Below are 22,659 nucleotides of genomic sequence, written 5' to 3' on the forward strand. Positions count from 1 at the left end.
GTTTACAAGGCTGTTTGTCGATTCAGGTATCCCAGCAGAGCCCGCCACATCCCGGTGGTTCCCGCTACTTGCGGTGACTTCTGCGGTTACATCTCCGGCTTCTCGCGGAGGATGGAGGCGGCCTCAACCACGCTCTTGGTGTCGGTCACCGCGGTGTAGAACTGCCGGTTGACGGCCGGGGAGTGGCCGAGCAGTCGCGTGCGCGTGGCCTCGGGCAGACGGTCGTACAGCAGCGTGTTCAAGGTGGTGCGCCACAGGTGCCCGCGCTCGAACTCAAATAGGTCGATCTTCAGGTCCGTGGCCATCTCCTGGTACAGCGCGGCGATCTTCCGGTCGCGCGTGCGAGGATCCCATGCCTTGCTCGGGTCCGATGGAGCCGGGAAGAGCTGATCGCCCTTGGCGGTCTTCAGTCGAGCCGCGAGCCGGGCACTCACTCGGGGGTCGAGGACTGGGACCGGTCGGCCTCTGCGGGTCTTCACCGCCGTGTCGGGCAGCCAGAAGATGAAGGTTCCATCTTTGTCGACCGTGCACTCTGCGACGGGACGCGTGGCCAGCTCGCTGGTTCGCAGGCCGGTGTTCGCTTGGGCCAGCACGACGTCGATCACCTGGGCGCGCTGCAGGATCTGAGTGTCGTGGCTCCAGCGCCCGCGTTTGGGCTGGGGCACGTTCTCGGGGTCGGCCACGAGGAGATGCTCGATGACGCGTTGGTACTCCTCCAAGGCCAAGGCCTGCCCTCCGCGGCTGACCGCGGGCCGCTTCGCACGGCTGAGGTCGACGTCGAGGTCGGCCAGCGGATTGACTTCGAGCAGCTCGTCGACGCGTAGAGGGCCAGCCAGATACTTCTTGGCCACGGTCTTTGCATGTTTGACGTTCTTCGCGCCGTGCAGCTCGCCGATCTCCTCTAGGCAGCGTGTCAGGTTGCGCGGCCGCATCGCGTCGTGGATCGAGAGGCCAGCAAGCGAGTGAAGGTGCTTGTGCTTCTGGCGGCATTCCCCGCGCAGCAGCCGGTAGGCCAGCTCGTAGCGCCGGGTGGTGGCCTCGGCGAGCCGGTCGGCGCGGATGGCCGGCAGTGTGACGTTCTCCATGTAGGCGAGGACCGGTGACGTGTGAGTCCAGTTCGCGTTACCTGGTGCCTTCAGCAGGGAGTCTGCGGTGCGGCGTGCTCGGGCACGCACCTCCCCCTTCGTTGGGGCCTTGGTGGTCTTGTCCAGCAGTCTGCCGCCGGGGAGGCGCAGACGCCACCGCAACGCCCAGCCGTCGCCGTGCGGGAACGGCTTGGCGCGGTCGATGGAGTGCTGGCCGGGTTCGAGGCGGGTGGTTGCTGCGCGAGCCATGCGGTGACTTCCTCTCAGGGTCAAGATGAACGGTACGGTGATCTGCACCCGGGTTCAAGTGGGTTGTGCAGGGTCCGATCGGGACATATCCTGGATTCAGGCGCTCCGCAGGACGCGGACGCTGACCGTGCCGCCCGGATCATGGGTGAGCTAAACCGGCTAACCGGAGCCCAGCAAGACGGACTGGGAAGTCCCTGCGGCGGATCATGGAAACCGCAGACGGCGAACCAACTTCGCACGAAGGTTCGCCGCGCCATGCCCAAGACCCTCACCGACGCGCTCTCGACCGAGCAGGCCTCTGCCTTTCTCGGTGGCCGCCCCTCCCCCAAGACTCTCGCCAACTGGCGCTCGCTGGGCATCGGTCCCGCGTACATCAAGTACGGCGACGGACTCGTCGCATACCTGGTCGAGGATCTCGAAGCGTTCCGGCGCTCCCGCCGCGTTGTGACTCGGGGTGCCCGGTGATGCCTCAGTCGCACCTGTCCTCTCCCCCCGACCTGGAGAAGACGACTACGACCCCCCAGGAGGGAGGGGGATCTGCCGACGCTGTCGTCGAAAACCCGGTTTTGGAGGGGGTGCTTCTTGCTGATGGAAAACGGACAAACGGACGCACGGTGTTCGACCAACCCCAGGAATCACTCTCTGACCAGGCATTAGACGCGCGCGACTCCTTGGGTTCGCGCGCGTCAGTTTCAGAAACTGACGCGGAGGCCGTGCTGTCGGCCGCAACCGTGGACTACGCCGATCTGGACGTGCCCGGCGCTGATCGAAGCGACGATGTGGAGCCCCTCGTCGTCGCTTCCACGCCGGAGGAGGTCGAGACGGCTCGTGCCTTCTTCGAGGACCAGAAGACGGCCGAGTCGGACAAGCAGGTCGAGCGGGCCCGCACGCGCTCGGGAGTCTTCTCGATCATGCAGTACCGGCACCACCCGGAGACGGGCGAGCTGATGCTCACCCAGGAGCAGCTCGATGCCGGGTTCGAGGTGCTCGGAGAGCGACTGCACCACTACGCCTACGTCTGGCACGACGGTGATCGTCTCGTCGATGTCGATGAGGGCACCGGCGAGTTCACCTGCATCGGGCTCAAGGGTCTCCACGTGCACATGGTCTTGTGGTTCGACACCGAGACTCGCCCGACGGTCCGCACGGTCTCCGATGCGTTCATGATCCCGAGCGCCCGGGTGCGCGTGCCCAACGAGGTCGCCGCCCAGGAGGGGCGCGAGACCCACAGGGGTCGCAACGCCGCCGAGAAGGCGTTCTTCGATCTGGCCGAGTACCTGACGCACGAGTCGCGCGGGAAGAACGCGATCCCTGGCGTCACCCAGCCGGAGCGCTACTACCTGGTCGATCGCACTCAGTCGGGCATGCCCGGTAAGTACCAGTACGGGCGCGGTCGGGTGGTGGCGAACTTCGACTTCGGGAAGGCGCTCGACGCCCACATGGCCACCCGGCACAACGCTGCCGAAGGCGGCGCTGGGGCGAAGCTCAGCAAGCTCTTCCAAGCCGTTGGACAGGGGGCGCTGACACTCAACCAGGTCCGTGACCAGGAGCCCGCGATGTACTTCGCAAAGGGTAACCTGGCGCACTTCCAGAAGCTGCGCGGCGACTTCCTCGCCCATCAGGACGCCCCTGAGTCGGTGATGAACTTCTACGTATTCGGACCTGGTGGGGTCGGCAAGGATCTCCTCGCGAAGGCTCTGGCTCGGGCGCTCGCGCCGGACGCAGAGAGGCCCTATTTCAAGGTCGGTGGCGAGAACGTTTCGTGGGAGGGCTACGACGGCGAGCCGGTCGTCATCTGGGAGGACATGCGTGTCGGCGACATGATTCGCACGGCCAAGAGCCGCGGCATGCTCTTCCGCATCCTGGGACCGTGGCGGGACCCTGACGAGCAGCCCATCGTGAACATCAAGAACAGTCACACGCAGTTGCTCAACCGCGTGAACATCGTTACCGGACCCCAGGACTACGAGACCTTTCTACGAGGCCTGGCGGGCGAGTACGTGAGTATGCAGGGTGGCGTGAGGGTCGAGCACGAAGCGGAGAACCTGGACCAGGGGTTCCGGAGGTTCCCGTTGATCATCCCGGTTGCCGAGCACGAGTTCTCGATCTTCGTGAACTCCGGCGTGCTCAACGGCACCCGCGAGTACCAGAGCTACGAGCGGCACGAGCACATGCGTCAGGATCTGGAGTTGTTGGCCCGCCGGTGCAAGGCGATCAAGGACGCCGCCGAGCGGGAACGTGTGCGCGGTGAGATCGAGGTCAAGACCGTCGCGCCGATCGTGGCCCAGCACGACCGGGTCGCTCAGCCGGCTTTGTCCCCGTTGATGGCCGAGGACGTGCTGGCGGAGTTTGCTGATGTGGGTGAGGTCATCCCTCTTGAGGAGCGCTCCCGGCGTGCTCACGAGGCGTCGTCGGAGCGCGAGCGTGTCTACCGCGATGCCGTCGAGGCGTGTCGTCGCAATGTCGTTGAGTGGATGGAGATGTGCTCCGCGCACCACGGCATCGCGCGCGACGATCCTCACCTCCGGGTCCACGCCGACATCTGGCGCACCGGCCACGGATGCGCCTGCCTGCCATCGAACAGCTCGCACAAGGTGTGGCCGTTCATGGCAGATCACCTTGAGCGAGCCCGGGCCCTCGATGAGGCCATGTTCGCAGCCCAGAGCGCGCTGACGCCGGAAGAGCGGCAAAGAGTCGTTCGCTTCGACGCGGTGTCGGTTTGAGCCGCCCGTATCCCCCGGAGATGAGCACCGGACAACAACAAGAGCTCAACCAACAGAAAGCAGGAACCATGACCAACAAGACCGCAGCAGAGCTCAAGGCCGAGCGCGCCAAGCTCAACGCCCAGATTCGGGCCGCCGAGCGGGCCGAGAAGAAGGCGGCAGCGCGGGCGCTCCTCGACGCCAAGCACTCCCTCGGGGAGTGGTTGGCCGACTCCCTCGGAGCGACCTCGGCGGAGGAGGTGGAGACTCTTCGGCGGGCCGTCGATCTCGACCACGCCCGGGAGTGGCTCACCGCCCAGGGTAGCGCCGAGGACGGGCACGAGGAGGCGACCTCGGGCGATGGTTCGGTGGTCGATTATTCGACATCGTACGAGCCCGCCGACGGGTACGACGAGGCCGGGATCTCGACCACCTCGACGGCGCACTACGGGTCCTGAGGTGGTCGAGATGGCGACTGTCGCAAGGCCCCACCGGGACCTCGATCCCGACTGCCCGGTGTTGCCGCCCGCACCGAAGCCGACGCCCCACTGGGGCGTCGGTGGAGGTGCCTGGTTCCCCGGGCGCACAGCGGCCGGAGCCCCGCGCAGCGGCCGCCGGAGGGCCCCGGACAAAGTGAAGGGCGCAGCCCGGTCGAGCGCAGCTCGATCACTTTGTCTTACGGGGTTAAAACAAATCCTTGTCGGGGGGTGCGCAGCCCTTGACCCACACGACAAGGATTTGTTGCGGCACGGTCGTGCTGTGGGCGGCGAAGCAGGGTCCCGCAGCACGGATGGGACGCGTCGGAGGTGCTCTCCCCGAGTGGCGCAGCCCGAGGCTCGGGGAGAGGAACGGAGGCATCATGAGTGAGCAAGTAGTGGGCCGCGCTGGGTTCCACGCGAAGCACACGAAGGCGGTCGGTGAGCGCGCAGCGATCTTGCATGAGGCGATGCGCGAGTTGGACCAGCAGAGCATCACGTACTGGGCGGCGCGCAACCCGAATATTGTCGTCGCCGATGAGCAGCTGAACATTGCGATGGTCAACGACAACAGCGGCGGGTTTGCTCGCTGCACCGATCGTCGGCAGGTGCTGGACTACGGCGAGTCCCGGGTGGGGTTGCTCAGTCGGAAGTTGCGCGAGGATGCTCCTGACAAGAACGGGAAGATGGCCGGCGGCGCGGTGACCACGAGCCTGTTGGTCTCTCACCTGCCGAAGTCGATGTGCGAGGAGATCGAGGACTTCTATCCGGTGCTCGACGCGACGACCGGTGAGCCGGTCGTCGACAGGAACACGGGTGAGCCGATGCGGCGCAGCCGCTGGATCGCGGCGGACCGCGATGAAGCCGTCAAGTACTTCGAGGCCGTGGTCGACTATCTCGCGGAGAACGTGATCCCTGGTGGCCGCGATGCTGTGCTCGGGTACGACATTCAGTTCTCCGAGTCCACGCCGCACATTCAGATCGTCGCCGACACCTTCGCCGCCGATCCGAGGAAGCCGGGGCGGCTGCGCGTCGACACCTCGCGCGCATGGTTCTCGCACCGGGATGTGCGCGACGAGCAGGGCAAGGTCAAGAGTGGGCCGGCCAAGATGCGGGAGTACCACGAGGGCCTCAAGCAGCATCTGATCGAACGCGGCTACGACATCTCGCCGGACTTCGACGAGGAGCGCCACCTCGCCGGGATGGGCAAGGAAGAGTTCGGCAGGTCGATGGATGCCGAGCGCGTCGCGGTCGCCGAGCGTGAGTATGTCGAGACCAAGCTCGCGGCCAAGATCTCGGTCGCGGAGAAGGACAGCAAGGCTGCCTGGGAGTACAAGCAAGCGGCCAAGGCCGAGCTCGCGGCTGCCGAGAAGGAGCGCGCAGCCGTGACTGCCGAGCTGGAAGAGGCCGTCGAGATCAAACGACGGGCGAAGGCCGACGGGCACCGAGAGGGCTACGAAGATGGTCGGCTTGAGGCCCAGGTTCAGCTCGCCGAGATAACGCGCCTCGCTGAGGGCGAGCGCGCCGAGGCTGCACGACAGGCTGATGCGGCACGGGTCGCCCGCCGGGCCCTTGAGGAGACCGAAGAACGGCTCGAGGCCGAGCTGGCGAGGGTCGTCGAGGAGCCACCGGACTTCAAGCGGTTCCTCGACACGCCGCGCAAGGACGGCAAGACCATGCGGGATGTGTACAACCGGGCCATGGCTCCGGTGTGGGCGAGCAGGGCGAGCAGGGCCGCCCTGCTCGACGAGGTCCGCCAGGAGGCGAAGCACAGTGGCGCGTACGACCTGGAGCTCTGAGCGAACCGAGAAACCCGCTCTCGCGGGCTCATCGGCGGCTCATAGGTCGCGGAACACGTACACGCCGTAGCCCTCGCCCGCCGGGGCGTCGACGACGGTGTGGTCGAAGGCGAGGTCGCGGGTCCAGCTCGCCCAGTCGAAGTACCGCACGGCCTCCTCCGGCCAGCCGGTTGTCATCCCGGTGTCGTCGGCGAGCTGCTCGGCGTACTCCCGGAAGCTCTCCCAGTGTCCGCAGTACCGCTCCTCGAAGTCGGGCAGCGAGGGCAGGTCGCTGGTCCCCTGGGTCACGTGCATCCCGGACCGGACCCACGCGCACACGGCGGGCCACTGCTCAGGACCGGCCTCCTCGTAGCACCGGCCCCACTGAGCGGCCTCCAGAGGCCCGAACTCGCCCTCGACGGGCACGAACTCGTGGTCGAGCACCCAGACCTCCTCACAGGCCGCGTACGGCCTCCCAGAGCCCTCGTGGAGGTCGGCGAGGGTGACGTCCTCGACGTCGGTGCAGTCGAGCCACCGGCCCACCAGGGCCCCGTCGTTGTAGCAGCCCAGGCACCCGAGCCATACCCGGGGAGCACCAGTGTCCGTGGGGGTCGCCGTGCTCATGCCGCATCCCCCGAGGTCAGCACGCGCACGCGGTGCGCCGTGGCGGCATACGGCCCGACGGCGATGGCGTCGATCAGCTCGACGACGCCTGCCTCGGCCAGGGCGTGGGCGAGCCCGCTGTGCTCGGACCAGTCCTTGACGACGGCCTCGTCGGGCAGCAGCGGGAGGTCGGGCAGGCGGGTGGTCAGGACCTCGGACTCGCCGGTGGCGGGGTCCAGGGCCAGCAGGGCGTGCTGCGCGGGGTCGTGGTGGATCTCGACCGGCTCGGTGAAGGCTGGCAGGTCGAGCGTGACGGCGGTGCGGATCGTTGTCCAGGCCATGGTGGTCCTCCTTGGTGTCGGGGAGGACCCGGCGCACCCTCGCAGCCGTGCTCGGGTGAATCGACGCTTGCGGGCGCAGCCGGGTCCTCACCACGAGGCCCGGCGCCGCGTCAGCGGTGCATGCAGGGTAGGTGTCCGAAAAGGCCACGAGGCACTGCTTGGTACACCTACTGATCTGGACAGGGAATATGATACACTGGCGGAGGCTCCGGCAGGCCGAACGGCTCCGAGCTGGACAGGTGTCCGAGATCGACCGATCCTGGACGGGATCGAGATGGAAGGTGTGGCCGTGGCGAACGAGCGAATCACAGAGGACATGGTGGACGCCCGGCTACGGTTTCTGGGGTACTACGACGATGACGAGACGATCATCGTCGAGAAGCAGCAGTCGGCCGTCGCGGCCATCCGGACGGCGTTGGCCAAGGCCTCGAAAGCTGGGAAGGGCGGCGCGGGATACCCCGAGCACATCATCACCGCGCCGGCCACTCCCGACATGGTCGTCCTGATCGAGTGCAAGGCTGATGTGAGGAAGCACGAGTCGCCTGGCCGCGATCGCGCCGCAGATTTCGCGGTCGACGGCGTCTTGCACTACGCGAGGTTTCTCTCGCCGAACTACACCGTGATCGCCATCGCAGTGTCAGGCGACGAGAAGACGAACGAGTGGTCCTTCTTCGTGATGCCGAAGGGCAGCACCGAGCCGGAGCAACTGGTTTCTCCTCAGGGTGCGCCGATCGCCGAGCTCGTCAGCATGGAGGACCTGATCCGTGCCGCCTCGTTCGATCGCAAAGTCCAGGCCCAGCGCACCGAGGACTTGATCCAGTTCTCGCAGCAGATGCACGAGTTCATGCGCGACGAGGCCGAGCTGGAGGAGAAGGAGAAGCCTCTCGCCGTGGCAGGCACGCTGATCGCACTCAAGGACGAGGTGTTCGCCAAGACCTACGATGCCTACCCGGCCAGCCAACTCGCAGGATTCTGGATGGACTCCATTAAGAAGGTGATGTTGGCGGCGAAGTTGCCAAACGCCAAGATCACGAACATGACCCAGCCCTTCTCGGGGATCGAGGTCCATCCTGAGTTGAGCAAGTCGATGAAGGCGTTCCCGAAGGGCCTGCTCAACGAGATCGTGAGGATGCTCGCGGAGAAGGTCATGCCGTTCATCACCGTATATCACGACTTCGACGTGGTTGGTGCCTTCTACGGGGAGTTTCTAAAGTACACCGGCGGGGACGGTAAGGGGCTGGGCATCGTTCTCACGCCCAAGCACGTGACGGAGTTGTTCAGCCTCCTGGCCAACGTAGACAAGGACTCGATCGTGCTGGATCCGTGCGCGGGCACTGGCGGATTCCTAATCTCGGCGATGAACCAGATGATGCGCTCGGCCACCACGGAGGCCGAGGTCGAGTCGATCAAGAAGAAGCAGCTCGTGGGCGTGGAGCAGCAGCCCTCCATGTATGCCCTCGCGGCGTCAAACATGATCTTGCGGGGCGACGGCAAAGCGAACCTGTACCAGGGATCGTGCTTCGACACCGCTATCACCGCTGGCATGAAGGGCCATAAGGCGACAGTGGGGATGGTAAATCCGCCCTACGCCAAGTCCAAAGCCGACCTGCATGAGTTGCGGTTCGTCGAGCACATGCTGGACAACTTGGCCCCCGGCGCGACGGGTATCGCTATTGTGCCCATCTCGTGCGCGACGGCCCCGAGCGAGCACAAGCGGAACCTGTTGAAGAAGCACACCTTGGAAGCCGTGATGTCGATGCCGCCAGAGGTGTTCTATCCCGTGGGGGTCGTCACCTGCGTGATGGTTTTCACGGCGAAGAAGCCGCACGCTACTTCTAACAGGAAGACGTGGTTCGGGTATTGGCGTGAGGATGGATTCATCAAGGTGAAGAACCTGGGGCGCGTGGACCGAAACCATGTTCACACGACGATCCGGGACCGTTGGGTCGAGACGTTCCGGAACCGTGAAGTCCATCCAGGCGAGTCGGTCATGCAGATGGTGACGGCTGGCGACGAGTGGGTGGCTGAGGCCTACATGGAGACGGACTACTCCTCGATCACCCAAGAAGATTTCAAGCAAGTGCTGATGGACTACGCGTTGTTCACGCTGCGCAGTTCGTCAGAAGCGGTGGCTGGCGGTGAGAAGGAGTGAAGGCACTGTCGGAGCTGTTCGTCGTTGCGTATGGCAACAAGCTCGACATGAACAAGATGACCCCCGCTATGCCGGGTACTGGGGTCGCGTTCGTGGGCCGAATCGGCGGGTTGAACGGAAAGGCGGGGGTCGCTGGTTGTGTCCGGCCTGTACCTGGCCTGGAGCCGTTTCCTTCTGGCTGGCTCACAGTGGCGCTGGGTGGGTCCAGGCTCTTGTCAAGCTATGTTCAGCAGCGGCCGTTCTACACGGCGCAGAACGTCGCTGTCCTGGAGCCCCGGGACCCCGGCATGCCGCTGGTGCACAAGCTCTACTACGCGATGTGCATCCGAGCCAATGCGTTCAGGTATAGCGCCTTCGGCCGGGAGGCGAATAGGACGTTGGGAGCCGTGCTCTTGCCCAGCGAAATACCGCAGTGGGTCGATGAAGCCGAAATCCCCGCCTTGTCCTTGTCAGGGACGGCTGACCTTGGCACTGTAATGGGCCAGTATCCCGGTTCGTCGGATGAAATGGTTCCGATCACCGATCATTTCGATATTGAGTATGGCCATGGGCTATCGATGAGCACACTGACCACGGTGAGCGCGCCCGAAGGTGTCAACTTCGTCAGCCGGAAAACTCGAGACAACGGAGTGGCGGGTCGAGTGCTTGTGCCCGATGGAGTCACGCCGGCTCCCGCGGGGACCCTGTCAGTTGCGCTGAGCGCAACACCCCTCGCCACCTTCTTCCAAAGTGAGCCCTACGTCACTGGCTACCATGTGGCCATCTTGCGCCCGAAGACCCAGATGTCCATCGGCGAGCTGCTCTGGTGGAAGATGGCGGTCGAGGCGAATAAATACCGGTACTCCTACGGCCGACAGGCGAACAGAACCCTTTCGTCACTGCTTGTCCCCGCGGCCCCCGCGGCTTGTGTGGCCGAGGTCCTTCGGGAGTTGAGTGTCGGAGGCCGCGAGATCGAGGCGATCGGGGCCTGACCGTGAAGATCGGTTACGCGAGGGTCTCGACCAAGGGCCAGAGCGAGTCGCTGGAAGTCCAGCGAGCGGCCCTGGAGGCTGCTGGGTGCGCTCGCGTGTTCAGCGACACCATGAGCGGCGCCAAGGCCGCCAGGCCCGGTCTGAAGGACGCATTGGACTACATGCGGGACGACGATGTGCTGGTGGTCACCCGCCTTGATCGGCTCGGCCGCACGGCCCTGGACACGCTGCGCACGATCGAGAGCTTGGCCAAGCAGGACGTCGCGGTCGTCGTGATGAAGCCCGAGCTGGACACCCGCACCAAGGAGGGCCGGCTCATGGTCACGATCATGTCCGGCCTCGCCGAGTTCGAGCGTGACCTGTTGATCGAGCGCACCAAGGAGGGCGTGGCGCACGCCCGGGCCGAGGGCAGGGTGCCCGGTCCCAAGCCGAAGTTGTCCGCTGAGCAGGTCCGGCTGGCCGGCAAGGCCGTCGCCGGTGGAGAGTCGGTCTCATCTGTGGCCCGATCGCTGGGGGTGTCGCGTCAGACCCTCTACCGCGCGCTGGATAGGCCCGAGGGTGACTGAGGACGAACAGGATGCTCTGGCCTCGATCCGCCTGGCCTACGAGGATCTCGATCGGTGGCGGGCACGGTCCCGCGGGGTGGAGCGCCCTGAGCCCGGAAGCGAGCTGGCCGGCGACGAGGCGGTGTGGCCCTATCTCGATCCTGCCGAGGTCGCCCGCCAATCCCTGGTGTCGGCGACCCAGCACCTGAACCTGGCCCGGGCCGCGATTGAGGTTGGGGAGGTGTTCCCGACAGCGCACTTCTCGGTGCTCCGAGGCGCCCTGGTGGGCAGCAGCATGGCTGTTTGGGTGCTCGGGCCCGACTCCGCGGTGGACCGGCAGCAGCGGGCGCTGAGGGTGGTCGAGGAGTTCTACAAGCGGGCGCTGCAGTACCACGACGACATTCGGCCTCACGTTGACGTGTCGCACCCGGATGCCGCCCAGTGGCTGGACTCCGGGGAGCACATGCGTCGTCGACGGGCTGAGGCCCGTGCGCGTTGGAGTGCTGCTGACGGACTGAAGGAGGGCCAGGCGCTGGAGATGACCAGCATCGTGCGGGTTGTCTCGGAGTTCGTGTTCGCCCCGCAGGAGGCCCTCAACGTCCGTCTGCTGTGGCGGCAGCTCAGCGGGGATGCCCATGCGCTCACGTGGCAGCTGGTGGGCCGGAGCAGCCATGCGCAGCACGTCGGCGGTGGCATGGCCGAGTTCGCTGCGGGAGGTGACCTCGTCGAGTTGGCAGACGTCTTCGGCAAGGTCTTCAGCCTCACTAAGCGTGGCTGGTCCCTGTTTGACCGCCGCTGCGAGGGGTAACGGCCGGTCCTGGGGGGTCACTGCGTGTTTGCGGTGACTTTAGCGGTCACTTTGAGTTTGGAAACGACGATGGCCTGGTCAGAACATCGTTCTGACCAGGCCTTTCGTCGGGACGACAGGATTTGAACCTGCGACCCCTTGACCCCCAGTCAAGTGCGCTACCAAGCTGCGCCACATCCCGATGTCGTCCTCGTGGGCGGGCCCGCGTTGACAACCTGACCATCGTAGCGCAAACCGGCGGCCCCTCGTGCCACACCCGAGTCGCGTGTCACTCGCGACACCGAGACTCGTGAGCCGACGGCCGACGACAGCGCCGCGGCAGGGAACGCGTCGCACCGGTCGGCCTCAGTCCAGCACGCCCTCGCGCAGCGCGCGCAGCACCGCGTTCGTGCGGTCCGTCGTGCCGAGTTTCAGGAGCACCGCCGACACGTGGTTCTTGACGGTCCCCTCCGCGAGCACGAGCGCCTCCGCGATGTCCCGGTTCGTCAGGCCGGCCGCAACAAGGCGCAGGATCTCGAGCTCGCGTCTCGTGAGCGGCGCGACCGTGATCCCGTCCGCCGACGCGCCGTCCCCGCCCGCGGCCGCGCTCGCGCGCACGCTCGCGAGCAGGCGATCCGTGACCGCCGGGTGCAGGTAGCCCTCCCCCGCCGCGAGCGCCTCGATCGCCTCCAGCAGCGTCTCGAGCGACACGTCCTTCAACAGATAGCCGCGCGCCCCGGCCCGGACCGCCGCGAGCAGTCGTTCGTCGTCGTCGAACGTCGTCAGCACGAGCACCGCCGGCCCGGGCACGCCGCGTCGCGCGAGTCGCTCGAGCAGCCACTGCCCGTCCGTCCCCGGCATCCGCAGGTCGAGCAACACGACATCGGGCGCGAGCTCGTCGACACGTGCGAGGCCGTCCGCACCGTCGACCGCCTCACCCACCACCGCCACGCCCGGCATGAGCCCCACGAGCCCGACGAGCCCGCGGCGCACGAGCGTCTGATCGTCCACGACGAGGACGCGCACGTCGCCCGCCCGCTCCGCCCCGGTCACGACACCACCGGCCCGGTCACGACACCGTCCCAGTCCTCACGACTCGGCCCGGTCACGACGCCACCGGGATCGTCGCGACAACACGGAACCCGTCGCGCCCGTCCACGCGGAGGGCGCCGCCGAGCGCCTCCACGCGCTCCCGCATGCCGGTCAGTCCGTTACCCGGCCGCACCTCGCGCGTCCCCTCGCCGTCGTCTGCGGCCTCGAGCTCGACGCCGCCGTCGGCCCCGCGCCGCACCGTCACGCGCAGCGCCGTCGCCGACGCGTGCCGCAGCGTGTTCGTCACGACCTCCTGCACGGCCCGCACGAGCAGCTCGATCACCGCGGGATCGTGCACCGGGCCCGTCTCGACGCGCAGGTCCACGCGGATCGCGCCGACCCCCGCGACGATCGACGCGAGCGCGGCCTCCAGATCGTCGTCCGAGGCGCGCAACTCCCCCACCGTCGAGCGCACGTCCGACAGCAGCTCCCGCGCGGCGTCCCGCGCCCGTTCCGTGTGCGCACGCGACGCGTCGGGGGCCGTGTGCAACGCGGCCTCGAGCTCGAGACTCAGCGCCGTCAACCGGTGTCCCAGCACATCGTGCAGATCCCGCGAGATGCGCAGCCGCTCGCTCGAACGCGACGACTGCTCCAGCAGCCGCCTCGTCGCACGCAACGCCACGTTCTGCGCCTCGATCTCGGCCCGCAGGGAGCGCTCGCGCAGGAAGACGCGCACGAAGAGCACGGCATTCGCCTGCAGGACGGCATAGATGACGGCCGTGAGCACCCCGTCCGTGACCGAGCCACGCGACCAGGCGACCCCGAGGATCACGGCCGAATTGACCGCGACGACCACGGCACTGCCCCACACCGGCACGATGTAGCCACTCACGAGCGCCGAGAACACGAGCGTGATCATGATCCACCCCGCACCCGGTGCCGTCACGACGACCGCGAGCGCCGCGACGCACATGACACCGAACGCGACACCCACGATCGGCCACGGCACCCGGTCCGCGAACACCGTCGTGATCGTGAGCGACACGAGGTACACGACGAACAGCGCCGACCACACCGGGAGCGACACGTGCAACAGCGACGGATCCGCGAGCGCCGGACCGATCACGATCGCGCCGATGACGACCGAGAGCACGACCGGCACCCCGTCGGTCACCCGGTCCATCCATCGCGCGGTCATTCCCCCAGGCTATGCGGGCGACCCCGGCGCGACGGGTGCCGGAAGTCACGGTTCGGGGTCGTGACCGACGGCACGCGAAACCGGACCGCGGCATCCGTAGCGTCGCCGACATGGACGATTCGACGACACACACCGCCGGTCACGCGGCCGCCGGAACCGGCGACCATCCGCCCCGCAACCCCCGCCCGGGCCCGGCGACGACGAACCGGACGACAGCGAACCGGACGACGACGAAGCTGCCGACACCGAGCGGGCCCACACCCGTCGACGCCGCGATCGAGGTGTCCGGCGTCACGAAACGCTTTCGCGACACGACCGCGCTCGCCGGAGTCGACCTGCGCGTCGAGCACGGTGAGGTCGTCGGCTTGCTCGGCCCGAACGGCGCCGGGAAGTCGACGCTCGTCGCCGCGCTCGTCGGGCTGCGGCGGCCCGACGCCGGCACGATCCGCGTCCTCGGTCTCGATCCGGCGCGTGACCGCCAGGCCCTGCGCGGACGCGTCGGCGTGCAGCTCCAGGGAGCCGTCTTCCACGACGCCCTCACGGTGCGCGAGCTGCTCGTCCTCCACATCGCGTTCCACGACGCGCCATACCCGCTCGACGAACTGCTCGACCTCGTCGACCTCACAGCGAAGGCGGGCACCCGGGTCGAGCGACTCTCCGGCGGACAGCACCAGCGCCTCGCACTCGCGATCGCGCTCGCCGGCCGCCCCGGCGTGCTCGTGCTCGACGAACTCTCGACGGGCCTCGACCCCGGGGCACGCGCCCGGATCCGCACGCGGATCGAACGCATCCGTGACGACGGCACGACGATCCTCCTCGTGAGCCACGACGTGGAGGAGGTCGAACGGCTCTGCGACCGCATCGTCCTGCTCGACGACGGCCGCGTGATCGCCGACGCGAGCCCGACCGCACTCGTCGACGCGTGCCGCGCGGAACACCCCGGCGTGACGACGCTCGACGGAGCGTTCCTCGCCCTCACGGGCACCGCACCAGCACCCGACACCGACCCGGAGGACGAGTGATGACCCCCATGACGAACCACGACGGGCACGACGGACACGACGCCGGTCGGACGCCGCCCGCGACGCCCCACGGCGTCGGTCGGAAACCGGCCGGGGCGGCGCCCACGAGTCGGCGGGCGGGCGTTCGCCCCGATGCTGCCGCCACCCCGGCCGGCTCGATCGAGGCGGCACCACATCCGGTCACCGAATGCACCGAATGGTCCGCGCCGAACACGCACACGGGCACAGGCACGAGCACGAGCACGGACACTGACGCGAGCGCGAATCCGAGCGGGCGAGCGACCCGGCCTCGTCCGCCCGGCGGGCGGGCGGCTCATGAGGGCCTCGGGATCATGGCGCGCGCCGCCTGCGCGCCAGGCGACATCCGACGACCGGACACCCGCCCGTCGCTGTCGCGCCGCCTGGGACGCGGCGGCGCGCTGCTCCGCGCCGAAGCGCTCTCGACCGTGCGCGACACGTCCGGCATCCTCGTCCCGCTCCTCCTCCCCCTCGTCATCCTCGTCGCGAACGCCGTGCAGCCGTACGCCGACCAGCCCATCGGCGTGGGCGACATGACCGCGCTCGAGGCCGCGCTCGTGCCGCTCGTCGCCACGATGGCCGCCTCCATGGTGGCCGTCGTGAACATGCCGAGCTTCATCGCGACCTACCGGCGGACGGGCATCCTCCGCACCCTCGCGGTCACCCCCGTGAGCCCCGCGGCCGTGCTCGCCGCCAACGTCGTCGTGAGCCTCGCGCAACTCCTCCTCGGCGTCGCCGTGACCGTTGCCGTGGCCGCCGCGGTCTTCGGCCTGCAACCGCCCGCCGACGGGTGGTCGCTCGCGCTCTCGCTCGCCGCGGGCCTCGTCGGCATGTACGGCGTCGGAGCGATCGTCGCGGCGATCGCCCCCACGCCGAACGCCTCCGTCGCGATCGGCCTCGTCGCGTTCCTCGGCTTCGGGGTACTGGGCGGCATGTTCGGCCCCACGACGGCCTACCCCGAATGGCTGCGCACCCTCGGGGAGGTCCTGCCGTTCGGCGCCATGGTCGACGTCGTCGGCGACGCCTGGATCGGGCAGCCCCTGGGCGCGGCACCCCTCATCGGCCTCGCCGTCACGGGAGTCGTGGGGACGATCGTCGGGTTCTCGGTGACCGCCCGCCGCTGAGACACGCGCACGGACGCAACGACGGCCGGCGGTCGTGCCCGTCGTCGGCGGTGTCGTCCGGGTCGACGCCACGCAGCCTCGGTCGACGCCAGGAGCGACAACGCACCCTCTCGGTCACGCGTCATGAGCGACGCCGCACCGTGTCGGTCACGCGTCAGCAGCGGCGCCGGACCGTCTCGGTCACGCCTCAGGAGCGTTCCGGCTCGCCGCCGTCCGCGCGCGCCGCGGCATCAGCGGCAAGCACGTCGGTCCCGCCGCCCGCGTCCGGCCCGGACGGCGCGTCCTCGGGCGAGAGCAGGTGCTGGTGCATGAGTCGTCGCAGGGCGAGGATGAGCGGTTCGTACAGCGCGGTGCCGAGGACGGCGTAGGCGACGGCGTCCGGCGTCGCCATGCCCTGCATGGGCACGAGCTCCGCCTCGGCCGTGCCCCACAGCGGCGCCGCGTAGCGGTCGAGGGTCTCGGCATCGACCGGCAGTCCGGCCGCCGCGAGCGCCTCGATGGACGTCTGCAATTGCGCGGTCGCGGGCCGCTCGGGCGCGAACCGCATGCCGAGATGCTCCACGACCCGTCGTGCGTCCCCCAGGTCCGCGGGCTGCGGGACGTACGGCGGCAGGGCCCCGACGGCGCGCCCGGTCGCCGTCACGACGTCCGCGGGCGGTGCGTCGATCAGGTCGAGGATCTCGCGGATCCGCGCGAGCGGCATCTCCTGCACGCGCCGCAACGCCTGGATGAGATTCACGCGGTCGAGGTGCTCGGGGCCATACTCCGCCTGCGTCGCCGACGTCGGCGCTCCGCGGGCGAGCAGACCCTCACGGATGTAGAGCTTGAGCACGGGAATCGAGACCCCGGTGCGGTCCGCGAGCTCGGAGATCCGCATCGTCACCCCCTCGACTCGCCCCACACTTGCGAACGATCGTACGCAAGCCCATACTAGACACCTCACATATCTAATTAATGCATCGCAACGGACGTTCCCCGCACCTCGAATCCACCCAGGTCGTCGACCACGCCATGCGCCGACCCTCACCGTCGGGCGCCCGGCAGCCCGAACACCGGGGCTTCGTCGACGCGCGGACGCCACGACGCGACGACATCCCGGAACACGGAGGCCGAATCATGGTGTTCATCGTCACCGCGATCGCGTTGCTCGTCGGCATCATCGCCCACCGCTTCGACATCCCCCCGTTCCTGCACCCGGTCTCGGTGCCGATCGCGGGACTCGTCGCGATGTGCGCCATGGGCATCCTCGCCCGCCTCGTCCCCACGCGCCGCCGGGCACTCGTCGACATGGTTCCCGAATGGGTACCGAAACCGACCGTCGTCGTGTGGCTGACGGGGTTGCTCGAGCTCGCGGGCGGCATCGGGCTCCTGATCGAGGCGACGCGCCCGTGGGCCGCGATCTGTCTCGGCCTCCTGCTCGTCACCGTGTTCCCCGCGAACGTCGTGGACGCGCGCCGGGCGGGCGACAAGGACGGCACGACGGGGAATCGACTCCTCCGTCGGGGTTCCGAGCAAGTCGCGTTCGTCCTCCTGTGCGTCTCGGTGCTCGTCATCGATCACCGCTGACCCGATTCCCCTGCGGTCCGCGCCACGGATGGCAACCACGGGTCGGCGCGAGCGCCAGCAGGCGGAGATCACGATGCGGCGCCGCAATGTCTTGAGATCTTTTATATCTGTCGCATTCGGCTCCACCGGAACACGGACCACCTCGGGCCCCCAGCGCCACCGTGCCCCACGCGAGGACAGGTGATCCCCGTACGATCCGTCCGGAGTGAATCGACGCGAGAACACCGGCTGGTCGGCCGGTCAGGTGCGTGACAAGCAGGACGACTATGTTCGTTTGTCATGACAAAGAGTGCTATGCTGGCCTCAGTTCATCACCCGCGAACGAGAAAGTTGTACGACGCCGTATGACCACAACATCCGCTTCCGCCTTCGACGTGATCACGATCGGCCGTCTCGGCGTCGACGTCTACCCGCTGCAGACCGGTGTCGGCCTCGAGGACGTGACCTCCTTCGGCAAGTTCCTCGGCGGCAGCGCCGCCAACGTCGCCGTCGCCGCCGCCCGGCACGGACACCCCACCGCCCTCGTCTCACGCGTCGGCGCCGACCCGTTCGGCACCTACCTGCTACGCGAGCTCGACCGTCTCGACGTCTCCAACCGCTTCGTCGCGACCGACCCCGACTACCCCACGCCCGTCACGTTCTGCGAGATCTTCCCGCCCGACGACTTCCCGCTGTACTTCTACCGGAAGCCCAAGGCCCCCGATCTGCAGGTCTCGACGGCCGACCTCGACCTCGACGCCGTCCGCGACGCGCGCATCTACTGGTCGACCGTCACGGGCCTCAGCGAGGAGCCGAGCCGCAGCACGCACTTCGACGCATGGGCCGCCCGTGGCCGCGCGCCGCTCACGATCCTCGACCTCGACTACCGCCCCATGTTCTGGGCGACCCCGGCCGAGGCGTCCGAGCAGGTCGCGAAGGCCCTCGAGCACGTCACCATCGCGGTCGGCAACAAGGAGGAGTGCGAGGTCGCCGTCGGCGAGACCGAGCCCCACCGCGCCGCCGACGCCCTGCTCGAGCGTGGTCTCGAACTCGCGATCGTCAAGCAGGGCCCCAAGGGCGTCCTCGCGAAGACCCGCGACGAGACCGTCGAGGTGCCGCCCTACTTCGTCGACGTCGTCAACGGGCTCGGCGCCGGCGACAGCTTCGGCGGCGCGCTCTGCCACGGCCTCCTCGAGGGCTGGGACCTCGAGCACATCCTGCGCTTCGCCAACGTCGCCGGGGCCCTCGTGGCCGGCCGCCTCGAGTGCTCCACCGCCATGCCGACGACCGCCGAGGTCGACGCGATCCTCCAGGGAGCCGAGTGATGACCGACACCGCCATTCCGACCTTCGCCCAGCGCGGCTTCATCGACGCCGCCGCGTTCGAGCGCCTCCGCGAGACCCGGGCCACCGACCCCGGGGCGCTCGCCGAGATCTACGCGGCGCGCACCCGCCGCGACCTGCTGCCCGCCGACGGCCGCCTCTTCATCGTCGCCGCCGACCACCCCGCACGCGGCGCGCTCGGGGTCGGCGACGACCCCATGGCGATGGCCGACCGCTACGAGCTGCTCGAGCGTCTCGCGCTCGCTTTGTCGCGCCCCGGCGTCGACGGCGTGCTCGGCACGCCCGACATCATCGACGACCTCGCGCTCCTCGGCGCGCTCGACGACAAGATCGTCGTCGGCTCGATGAACCGTGGCGGCCTGCGCGGTGCGAGCTTCGAGATGGACGACCGCTTCACCGGCTACGACATCGCCGGTATCGTGCGCGACCGCCTCGATTTCGCGAAGACGCTCCTGCGCATCAACCTCGACGACCCGGCCACCGTCGCCACGATCGTCGCGAACGCCGAGGCCGTCAACGACGCCGCGGCCGCCCGCATCCCGATCATGCTCGAGCCGTTCATCAGCGAGTGGCGCGACGGTCGCATCGTCAACGACCAAACGGCCGACGCCGTCATCCGCTCCGTCGGCATCGCCGCCGGTATCGGCACGACGAGCTCGCACACGTGGATGAAGCTTCCCGTCGTCCCCGAGATGGACCGCGTCATGGCCTCCACGACGTTCCCGACGCTGCTCCTCGGTGGCGAACGCTCCGACGACGCGGACGCGACCTACGACAGCTGGCGCGACGCCCTCGCGCTCCCCGGCGTCCGTGGCCTCACGGTCGGGCGCAGTCTGCTGTACCCGCAGGACGGCGACGTCGTCGAGGCCGTCGACATCGCCGCGGGCCTCGTCCACGGCGCCTGACCGCACGAGATCGCCGATCGTCCGCCCCCACCCCGCGGCGGCGATCGGCGCCCGACACCCACGGCACAGGGGCTCCCATGCCGCGCTCACGACCCACCATCCGACCCGCCAGGAGAACACCGGACATGACCGAAACCACACTCCCCGTCGTCCCGCACTGGATCAACGGTGCCGAGGTGCCCGCCACCTCCGACCGCACCTCGCCCGTCTTCGACCCCGCCCGCGGCGTCCAGACGAAGACCCTCGGCCTCGCGAACAAGGCCGACATCGACGCCGCCGTCAAGGCCGCCGCCGACGCGTTCCCCGCGTGGCGCGACCTGTCGCTCGCGAAGCGCCAGCAGATCATCTTCCGCTTCCGCGAACTGATCGTCGAGCGCCGCCAGGAGCTCGCCGAGATCATCACGTCCGAGCACGGCAAGGTCGTCTCCGACGCGGCCGGCGAGGTCCAGCGCGGCATCGAGGTCGTCGAGCTCGCCACGGGCTTCCCGCACCTCATCAAGGGCGGCTTCTCGGAGAACGTCTCCACGGGTATCGACGTCTACTCGATCAACCAGCCCCTCGGCGTCGTCGGCATCATCTCGCCTTTCAACTTCCCCGCCATGGTGCCGATGTGGTTCTTCCCCATCGCGATCGCCGCGGGCAACACCGTGATCCTCAAGCCGAGCGAGAAGGACCCGTCGGCCGCCAACTGGCTCGCCGCCCTCTGGAAGGAAGCCGGCCTCCCCGACGGCGTCTTCAACGTCCTCCACGGCGACAAGGAGGCCGTCGACGGTCTGCTCGAGGCACCCGAGGTGCAGTCGATCTCGTTCGTCGGCTCGACGCCCATCGCGCGCTACATCTACGAGAACGCCGCGAAGACCGGAAAGCGCGTCCAGGCGCTCGGCGGCGCGAAGAACCACATGCTCGTCCTCCCGGACGCCGACCTCGACCTCGTGGCCGACCAGGCGATCAACGCGGGCTTCGGCTCCGCGGGTGAGCGCTGCATGGCCGTCTCGGTCGTGCTCGCCGTCGAGCCCGTCGCCGACGAGCTCATCGCCAAGATCGAGGAGCGCATCGCGAAGCTGCGCATCGGCGACGGCCGCCGCGAGCCCGACATGGGCCCGCTCGTGACCGAAGCGCACCGTGACAAGGTCGCGTCGTACATCGACGTCGCCGCACAGGACGGCGCGAAGGTCGTCGTCGACGGCCGCGGCATCGAGGTCGACGGCGACGAGAACGGCTTCTGGCTCGGCCCGACCCTCCTCGACGCGGTCCCCACCACGTCGCGCGCCTACACCGAGGAGATCTTCGGCCCGGTGCTCTCGATCGTGCGCGTCGAGTCCTTCCAGGAGGGCGTCGACCTCATCAACACCGGCGAGTTCGGCAACGGCACCGCGATCTTCACGAACGACGGTGGCGCCGCGCGTCGCTTCCAGCGCGAGATCCAGGTCGGCATGATCGGCATCAACGTGCCGATCCCCGTGCCGGTCGGCTACTACTCCTTCGGCGGCTGGAAGAACTCGGCCTTCGGCGGATCGAAGGCCTACGGCGAGCAGGGCTTCGCGTTCTTCACGCAGGAGAAGGCCGTCACGAGCCGCTGGCTCGACCCCGCCACGCACGGCGGTATCAACCTCGGCTTCCCCGAGAACTGACCCCGTCACCGCGTCGCCCGGAGCACCGCTCCGGGCGACGCGGCCGACCGGCCCGACGACGGGCCGGACCGAACGACCAGCAGCACCCCGCACCACCAGTAGCACCCGCACCACCACGGCCGCCGATCGGACCGAGCGACGAGCAGCCGATCGCATCGACGAGCAAAGGAGCACGCATGAGCACGACGAACGAGTGGTTCCACACGAAGGGATCCCTCGCGCAGGGCGATTGGGAGACCGTCGTCGACGCCTCGCTGCCCGGCTGGGCCCACACGGGACTTCGCATCGCGCAGCTCGACGAGACCGGCCGTCTGACCCTCGAATCGGGCGACGTCGAGCGCATCGTCATCCCGCTCACGGGCTCCTTCACGGTCGACGTCGAAGACGCCGGCGAGCGCTCGAGCATCGCGCTCGCGGGCCGCCCCTCCGTCTTCGACGGCCCCGCCGACGTGCTCTATCTGCCCGTCGGTGCCGCCGGCACGATCCGCCTCACCGAGCGCAACGCCGCGAGCCCCGACGGCTCCGGCCGCGTCGCCGTCGCGGAGGCCCCGGCGACCGAGCGCTTCCCGCTCCGCCACATCACGAAGGCCGAGACCCCCGTCGAGCTGCGCGGCGCGGGCCGCTCGAGCCGCCAGGTGCACAACTTCGGCACCGTCGCCGGACTCGACGCACAGAAGTTCATCGTGTGCGAGGTCATCACGCCCGCCGAGAACTGGTCGAGCTACCCCGCCCACAAGCACGACGTCGAGAACCCCGGCCACGAGACCTCGCTCGAGGAGATCTACTACTTCGAGACCGCCGTCTCGCGCGGCCTCGACACCCCGGCCGAAGCCGACCCCGTCGGGCTGTTCGCCACGTACTCGTCCGAGGCCGGTGACATCGACACGAACGCGATCGTCCGCTCCGGCGACGTCGCCCTCGTGCCGTTCGGCTACCACGGCCCGGCCGCCGCGGCCCCCGGCTACGACCTCTACTACCTCAACGTCATGGCCGGCCCCGGCCCCGAGCGCGCCTGGCTCATCAGCGACGACCCCGCCCACGGCTGGGTCCGCGAGAGCTGGGAGGGCCAGGACGTCGACCCCCGCCTCCCCTACACCGACCGCACCGAGAACGCCGGAAGCGCCCCCGCTCCGACGAAGGAGAACTGACCCG

Annotated in this window: 21 protein-coding genes and 1 tRNA gene; 15 read left to right on the forward strand and 7 right to left on the reverse strand. The window is 68.4% G+C overall.

Going from position 1 to position 22,659, the window contains the following annotated elements; genetic code table 11:
* Nucleotides 1–86 precede the first annotated feature (86 nt).
* A complete protein-coding gene (locus tag HNR16_RS08500; RefSeq protein WP_158041797.1) occupies nucleotides 87–1,334 on the reverse strand; it encodes a hypothetical protein in 1,248 nt (415 codons plus the stop codon).
* A 255-nt stretch (nucleotides 1,335–1,589) separates the two neighbouring features.
* On the opposite strand from HNR16_RS08500, the gene HNR16_RS08505 reads away from it, so the two are divergent.
* From HNR16_RS08505 to HNR16_RS08520, 4 genes are all read left to right on the forward strand, one after another.
* Nucleotides 1,590–1,799 carry a DNA-binding protein gene (locus HNR16_RS08505; RefSeq protein WP_158041798.1) on the forward strand — a complete coding sequence of 70 codons (210 nt, stop codon included), beginning with the start codon at nucleotides 1,590–1,592 and terminating at the stop codon, nucleotides 1,797–1,799.
* A 149-nt stretch (nucleotides 1,800–1,948) separates the two neighbouring features.
* Nucleotides 1,949–4,057, forward strand: a complete 2,109-nt coding sequence (locus HNR16_RS08510; protein WP_225737968.1) for an RNA helicase — start codon at nucleotides 1,949–1,951, stop codon at nucleotides 4,055–4,057.
* A 68-nt stretch (nucleotides 4,058–4,125) separates the two neighbouring features.
* Nucleotides 4,126–4,494, forward strand: a complete 369-nt coding sequence (locus HNR16_RS08515) for a hypothetical protein (protein ID WP_158041799.1) — start codon at nucleotides 4,126–4,128, stop codon at nucleotides 4,492–4,494.
* Nucleotides 4,495–4,895: 401 nt separating this feature from the next.
* Nucleotides 4,896–6,311: a plasmid recombination protein gene (locus HNR16_RS08520; protein WP_158041800.1), complete on the forward strand. Its 1,416-nt coding sequence runs from the start codon at nucleotides 4,896–4,898 to the stop codon at nucleotides 6,309–6,311.
* Nucleotides 6,312–6,350: 39 nt separating this feature from the next.
* Here the strand turns inward: HNR16_RS08520 and HNR16_RS08525 are convergent, their stop codons facing one another.
* Nucleotides 6,351–6,914: an antirestriction protein ArdA gene (locus HNR16_RS08525; RefSeq protein WP_158041801.1), complete on the reverse strand. Its 564-nt coding sequence runs from the start codon at nucleotides 6,912–6,914 to the stop codon at nucleotides 6,351–6,353.
* Nucleotides 6,911–7,234: a hypothetical protein gene (locus HNR16_RS08530; RefSeq protein WP_158041802.1), complete on the reverse strand. Its 324-nt coding sequence runs from the start codon at nucleotides 7,232–7,234 to the stop codon at nucleotides 6,911–6,913. The genes HNR16_RS08525 and HNR16_RS08530 overlap by 4 nt, the downstream gene beginning before the upstream one ends.
* A 289-nt stretch (nucleotides 7,235–7,523) precedes the next feature.
* Here HNR16_RS08530 and HNR16_RS08535 point away from each other — a divergent pair, with 289 nt between their 5' ends.
* From HNR16_RS08535 to HNR16_RS17845, 4 genes are read left to right on the forward strand one after another with little or no spacing between them, the layout of a single operon-like run.
* A complete protein-coding gene (locus HNR16_RS08535) occupies nucleotides 7,524–9,386 on the forward strand; it encodes an HsdM family class I SAM-dependent methyltransferase (protein ID WP_158041803.1) in 1,863 nt (620 codons plus the stop codon).
* Complete coding sequence (locus tag HNR16_RS08540; RefSeq protein ID WP_158041804.1) at nucleotides 9,383–10,357, forward strand: restriction endonuclease subunit S; 975 nt, start codon at nucleotides 9,383–9,385, stop codon at nucleotides 10,355–10,357. The genes HNR16_RS08535 and HNR16_RS08540 overlap by 4 nt, the downstream gene beginning before the upstream one ends.
* A gap of 2 nt (nucleotides 10,358–10,359) precedes the next feature.
* Nucleotides 10,360–10,923: a recombinase family protein gene (locus tag HNR16_RS08545; protein ID WP_158041805.1), complete on the forward strand. Its 564-nt coding sequence runs from the start codon at nucleotides 10,360–10,362 to the stop codon at nucleotides 10,921–10,923.
* Nucleotides 10,916–11,710: a hypothetical protein gene (locus HNR16_RS17845; protein ID WP_218868416.1), complete on the forward strand. Its 795-nt coding sequence runs from the start codon at nucleotides 10,916–10,918 to the stop codon at nucleotides 11,708–11,710. The genes HNR16_RS08545 and HNR16_RS17845 overlap by 8 nt, the downstream gene beginning before the upstream one ends.
* A gap of 107 nt (nucleotides 11,711–11,817) precedes the next feature.
* Here the strand turns inward: HNR16_RS17845 and HNR16_RS08555 are convergent.
* From HNR16_RS08555 to HNR16_RS08565, 3 genes are all read right to left on the reverse strand, one after another.
* Nucleotides 11,818–11,891, reverse strand: a tRNA-Pro gene (locus tag HNR16_RS08555).
* A 164-nt stretch (nucleotides 11,892–12,055) separates the two neighbouring features.
* Nucleotides 12,056–12,742, reverse strand: a complete 687-nt coding sequence (locus HNR16_RS08560) for a response regulator (protein WP_225737969.1) — start codon at nucleotides 12,740–12,742, stop codon at nucleotides 12,056–12,058.
* A 52-nt stretch (nucleotides 12,743–12,794) separates the two neighbouring features.
* A complete protein-coding gene (locus HNR16_RS08565; protein ID WP_158041806.1) occupies nucleotides 12,795–13,919 on the reverse strand; it encodes a sensor histidine kinase in 1,125 nt (374 codons plus the stop codon).
* A 110-nt stretch (nucleotides 13,920–14,029) separates the two neighbouring features.
* Between HNR16_RS08565 and HNR16_RS08570 the strand changes: the two genes are divergently transcribed.
* Both HNR16_RS08570 and HNR16_RS08575 read left to right on the forward strand, forming a co-directional pair.
* A complete protein-coding gene (locus HNR16_RS08570; protein WP_158041807.1) occupies nucleotides 14,030–14,941 on the forward strand; it encodes an ABC transporter ATP-binding protein in 912 nt (303 codons plus the stop codon).
* Nucleotides 14,942–15,273: 332 nt separating this feature from the next.
* Complete coding sequence (locus HNR16_RS08575; RefSeq protein ID WP_158041808.1) at nucleotides 15,274–16,083, forward strand: ABC transporter permease; 810 nt, start codon at nucleotides 15,274–15,276, stop codon at nucleotides 16,081–16,083.
* 187 nt (nucleotides 16,084–16,270) lie between these two features.
* Here HNR16_RS08575 and HNR16_RS08580 read toward each other — a convergent pair whose 3' ends face one another.
* Entirely contained in the window at nucleotides 16,271–16,960 is a 690-nt protein-coding gene (locus HNR16_RS08580) for a MerR family transcriptional regulator (RefSeq protein WP_158041809.1), read from the reverse strand.
* A 239-nt stretch (nucleotides 16,961–17,199) separates the two neighbouring features.
* Between HNR16_RS08580 and HNR16_RS08585 the strand changes: the two genes are divergently transcribed.
* From HNR16_RS08585 to iolB, 5 genes are all read left to right on the forward strand, one after another.
* Nucleotides 17,200–17,649, forward strand: a complete 450-nt coding sequence (locus tag HNR16_RS08585) for a DoxX family protein (protein ID WP_158041810.1) — start codon at nucleotides 17,200–17,202, stop codon at nucleotides 17,647–17,649.
* 344 nt (nucleotides 17,650–17,993) lie between these two features.
* Nucleotides 17,994–18,953 (forward strand): 5-dehydro-2-deoxygluconokinase, encoded by a 960-nt coding sequence (gene iolC, locus HNR16_RS08590; RefSeq protein WP_158041811.1) that lies wholly within the window; start codon nucleotides 17,994–17,996, stop codon nucleotides 18,951–18,953.
* Complete coding sequence (locus HNR16_RS08595; RefSeq protein WP_158041812.1) at nucleotides 18,953–19,876, forward strand: Cgl0159 family (beta/alpha)8-fold protein; 924 nt, start codon at nucleotides 18,953–18,955, stop codon at nucleotides 19,874–19,876. Before iolC ends, HNR16_RS08595 begins: the two co-directional genes overlap by 1 nt.
* 125 nt (nucleotides 19,877–20,001) lie before the next feature.
* Nucleotides 20,002–21,507: a CoA-acylating methylmalonate-semialdehyde dehydrogenase gene (locus tag HNR16_RS08600; protein ID WP_158041813.1), complete on the forward strand. Its 1,506-nt coding sequence runs from the start codon at nucleotides 20,002–20,004 to the stop codon at nucleotides 21,505–21,507.
* Between the two features lie 176 nt (nucleotides 21,508–21,683).
* Nucleotides 21,684–22,655: a 5-deoxy-glucuronate isomerase gene (gene iolB / locus HNR16_RS08605; RefSeq protein WP_158041814.1), complete on the forward strand. Its 972-nt coding sequence runs from the start codon at nucleotides 21,684–21,686 to the stop codon at nucleotides 22,653–22,655.
* The last annotated feature ends 4 nt before the right edge of the window (nucleotides 22,656–22,659 follow it).

Origin of the sequence: Pseudoclavibacter chungangensis (genome assembly GCF_013410545.1) — a bacterium.
GTDB lineage: Bacteria > Actinomycetota > Actinomycetes > Actinomycetales > Microbacteriaceae > Pseudoclavibacter > Pseudoclavibacter chungangensis.

Excerpts from the sequence above, each read along its gene's own strand:
- iolC (WP_158041811.1), top strand. The coding sequence starts at position 17,994 with ATGACCACAACATCCGCTTCCGCCTTCGACGTGATCACGATCGGCCGT.
- HNR16_RS08515 (WP_158041799.1), top strand. The coding sequence starts at position 4,126 with ATGACCAACAAGACCGCAGCAGAGCTCAAGGCCGAGCGCGCCAAGCTC.
- HNR16_RS08595 (WP_158041812.1), top strand. The coding sequence starts at position 18,953 with ATGACCGACACCGCCATTCCGACCTTCGCCCAGCGCGGCTTCATCGAC.
- HNR16_RS08575 (WP_158041808.1), top strand. The coding sequence starts at position 15,274 with ATGGCGCGCGCCGCCTGCGCGCCAGGCGACATCCGACGACCGGACACC.
- HNR16_RS08505 (WP_158041798.1), top strand. The coding sequence starts at position 1,590 with ATGCCCAAGACCCTCACCGACGCGCTCTCGACCGAGCAGGCCTCTGCC.
- HNR16_RS08500 (WP_158041797.1), bottom strand. The coding sequence starts at position 1,334 with ATGGCTCGCGCAGCAACCACCCGCCTCGAACCCGGCCAGCACTCCATC.
- HNR16_RS08520 (WP_158041800.1), top strand. The coding sequence starts at position 4,896 with ATGAGTGAGCAAGTAGTGGGCCGCGCTGGGTTCCACGCGAAGCACACG.
- HNR16_RS08585 (WP_158041810.1), top strand. The coding sequence starts at position 17,200 with ATGGTGTTCATCGTCACCGCGATCGCGTTGCTCGTCGGCATCATCGCC.
- HNR16_RS08530 (WP_158041802.1), bottom strand. The coding sequence starts at position 7,234 with ATGGCCTGGACAACGATCCGCACCGCCGTCACGCTCGACCTGCCAGCC.
- HNR16_RS08580 (WP_158041809.1), bottom strand. The coding sequence starts at position 16,960 with ATGCGGATCTCCGAGCTCGCGGACCGCACCGGGGTCTCGATTCCCGTG.
- HNR16_RS08600 (WP_158041813.1), top strand. The coding sequence starts at position 20,002 with ATGACCGAAACCACACTCCCCGTCGTCCCGCACTGGATCAACGGTGCC.
- HNR16_RS08525 (WP_158041801.1), bottom strand. The coding sequence starts at position 6,914 with ATGAGCACGGCGACCCCCACGGACACTGGTGCTCCCCGGGTATGGCTC.
- HNR16_RS08570 (WP_158041807.1), top strand. The coding sequence starts at position 14,030 with ATGGACGATTCGACGACACACACCGCCGGTCACGCGGCCGCCGGAACC.
- iolB (WP_158041814.1), top strand. The coding sequence starts at position 21,684 with ATGAGCACGACGAACGAGTGGTTCCACACGAAGGGATCCCTCGCGCAG.
- HNR16_RS08565 (WP_158041806.1), bottom strand. The coding sequence starts at position 13,919 with ATGACCGCGCGATGGATGGACCGGGTGACCGACGGGGTGCCGGTCGTG.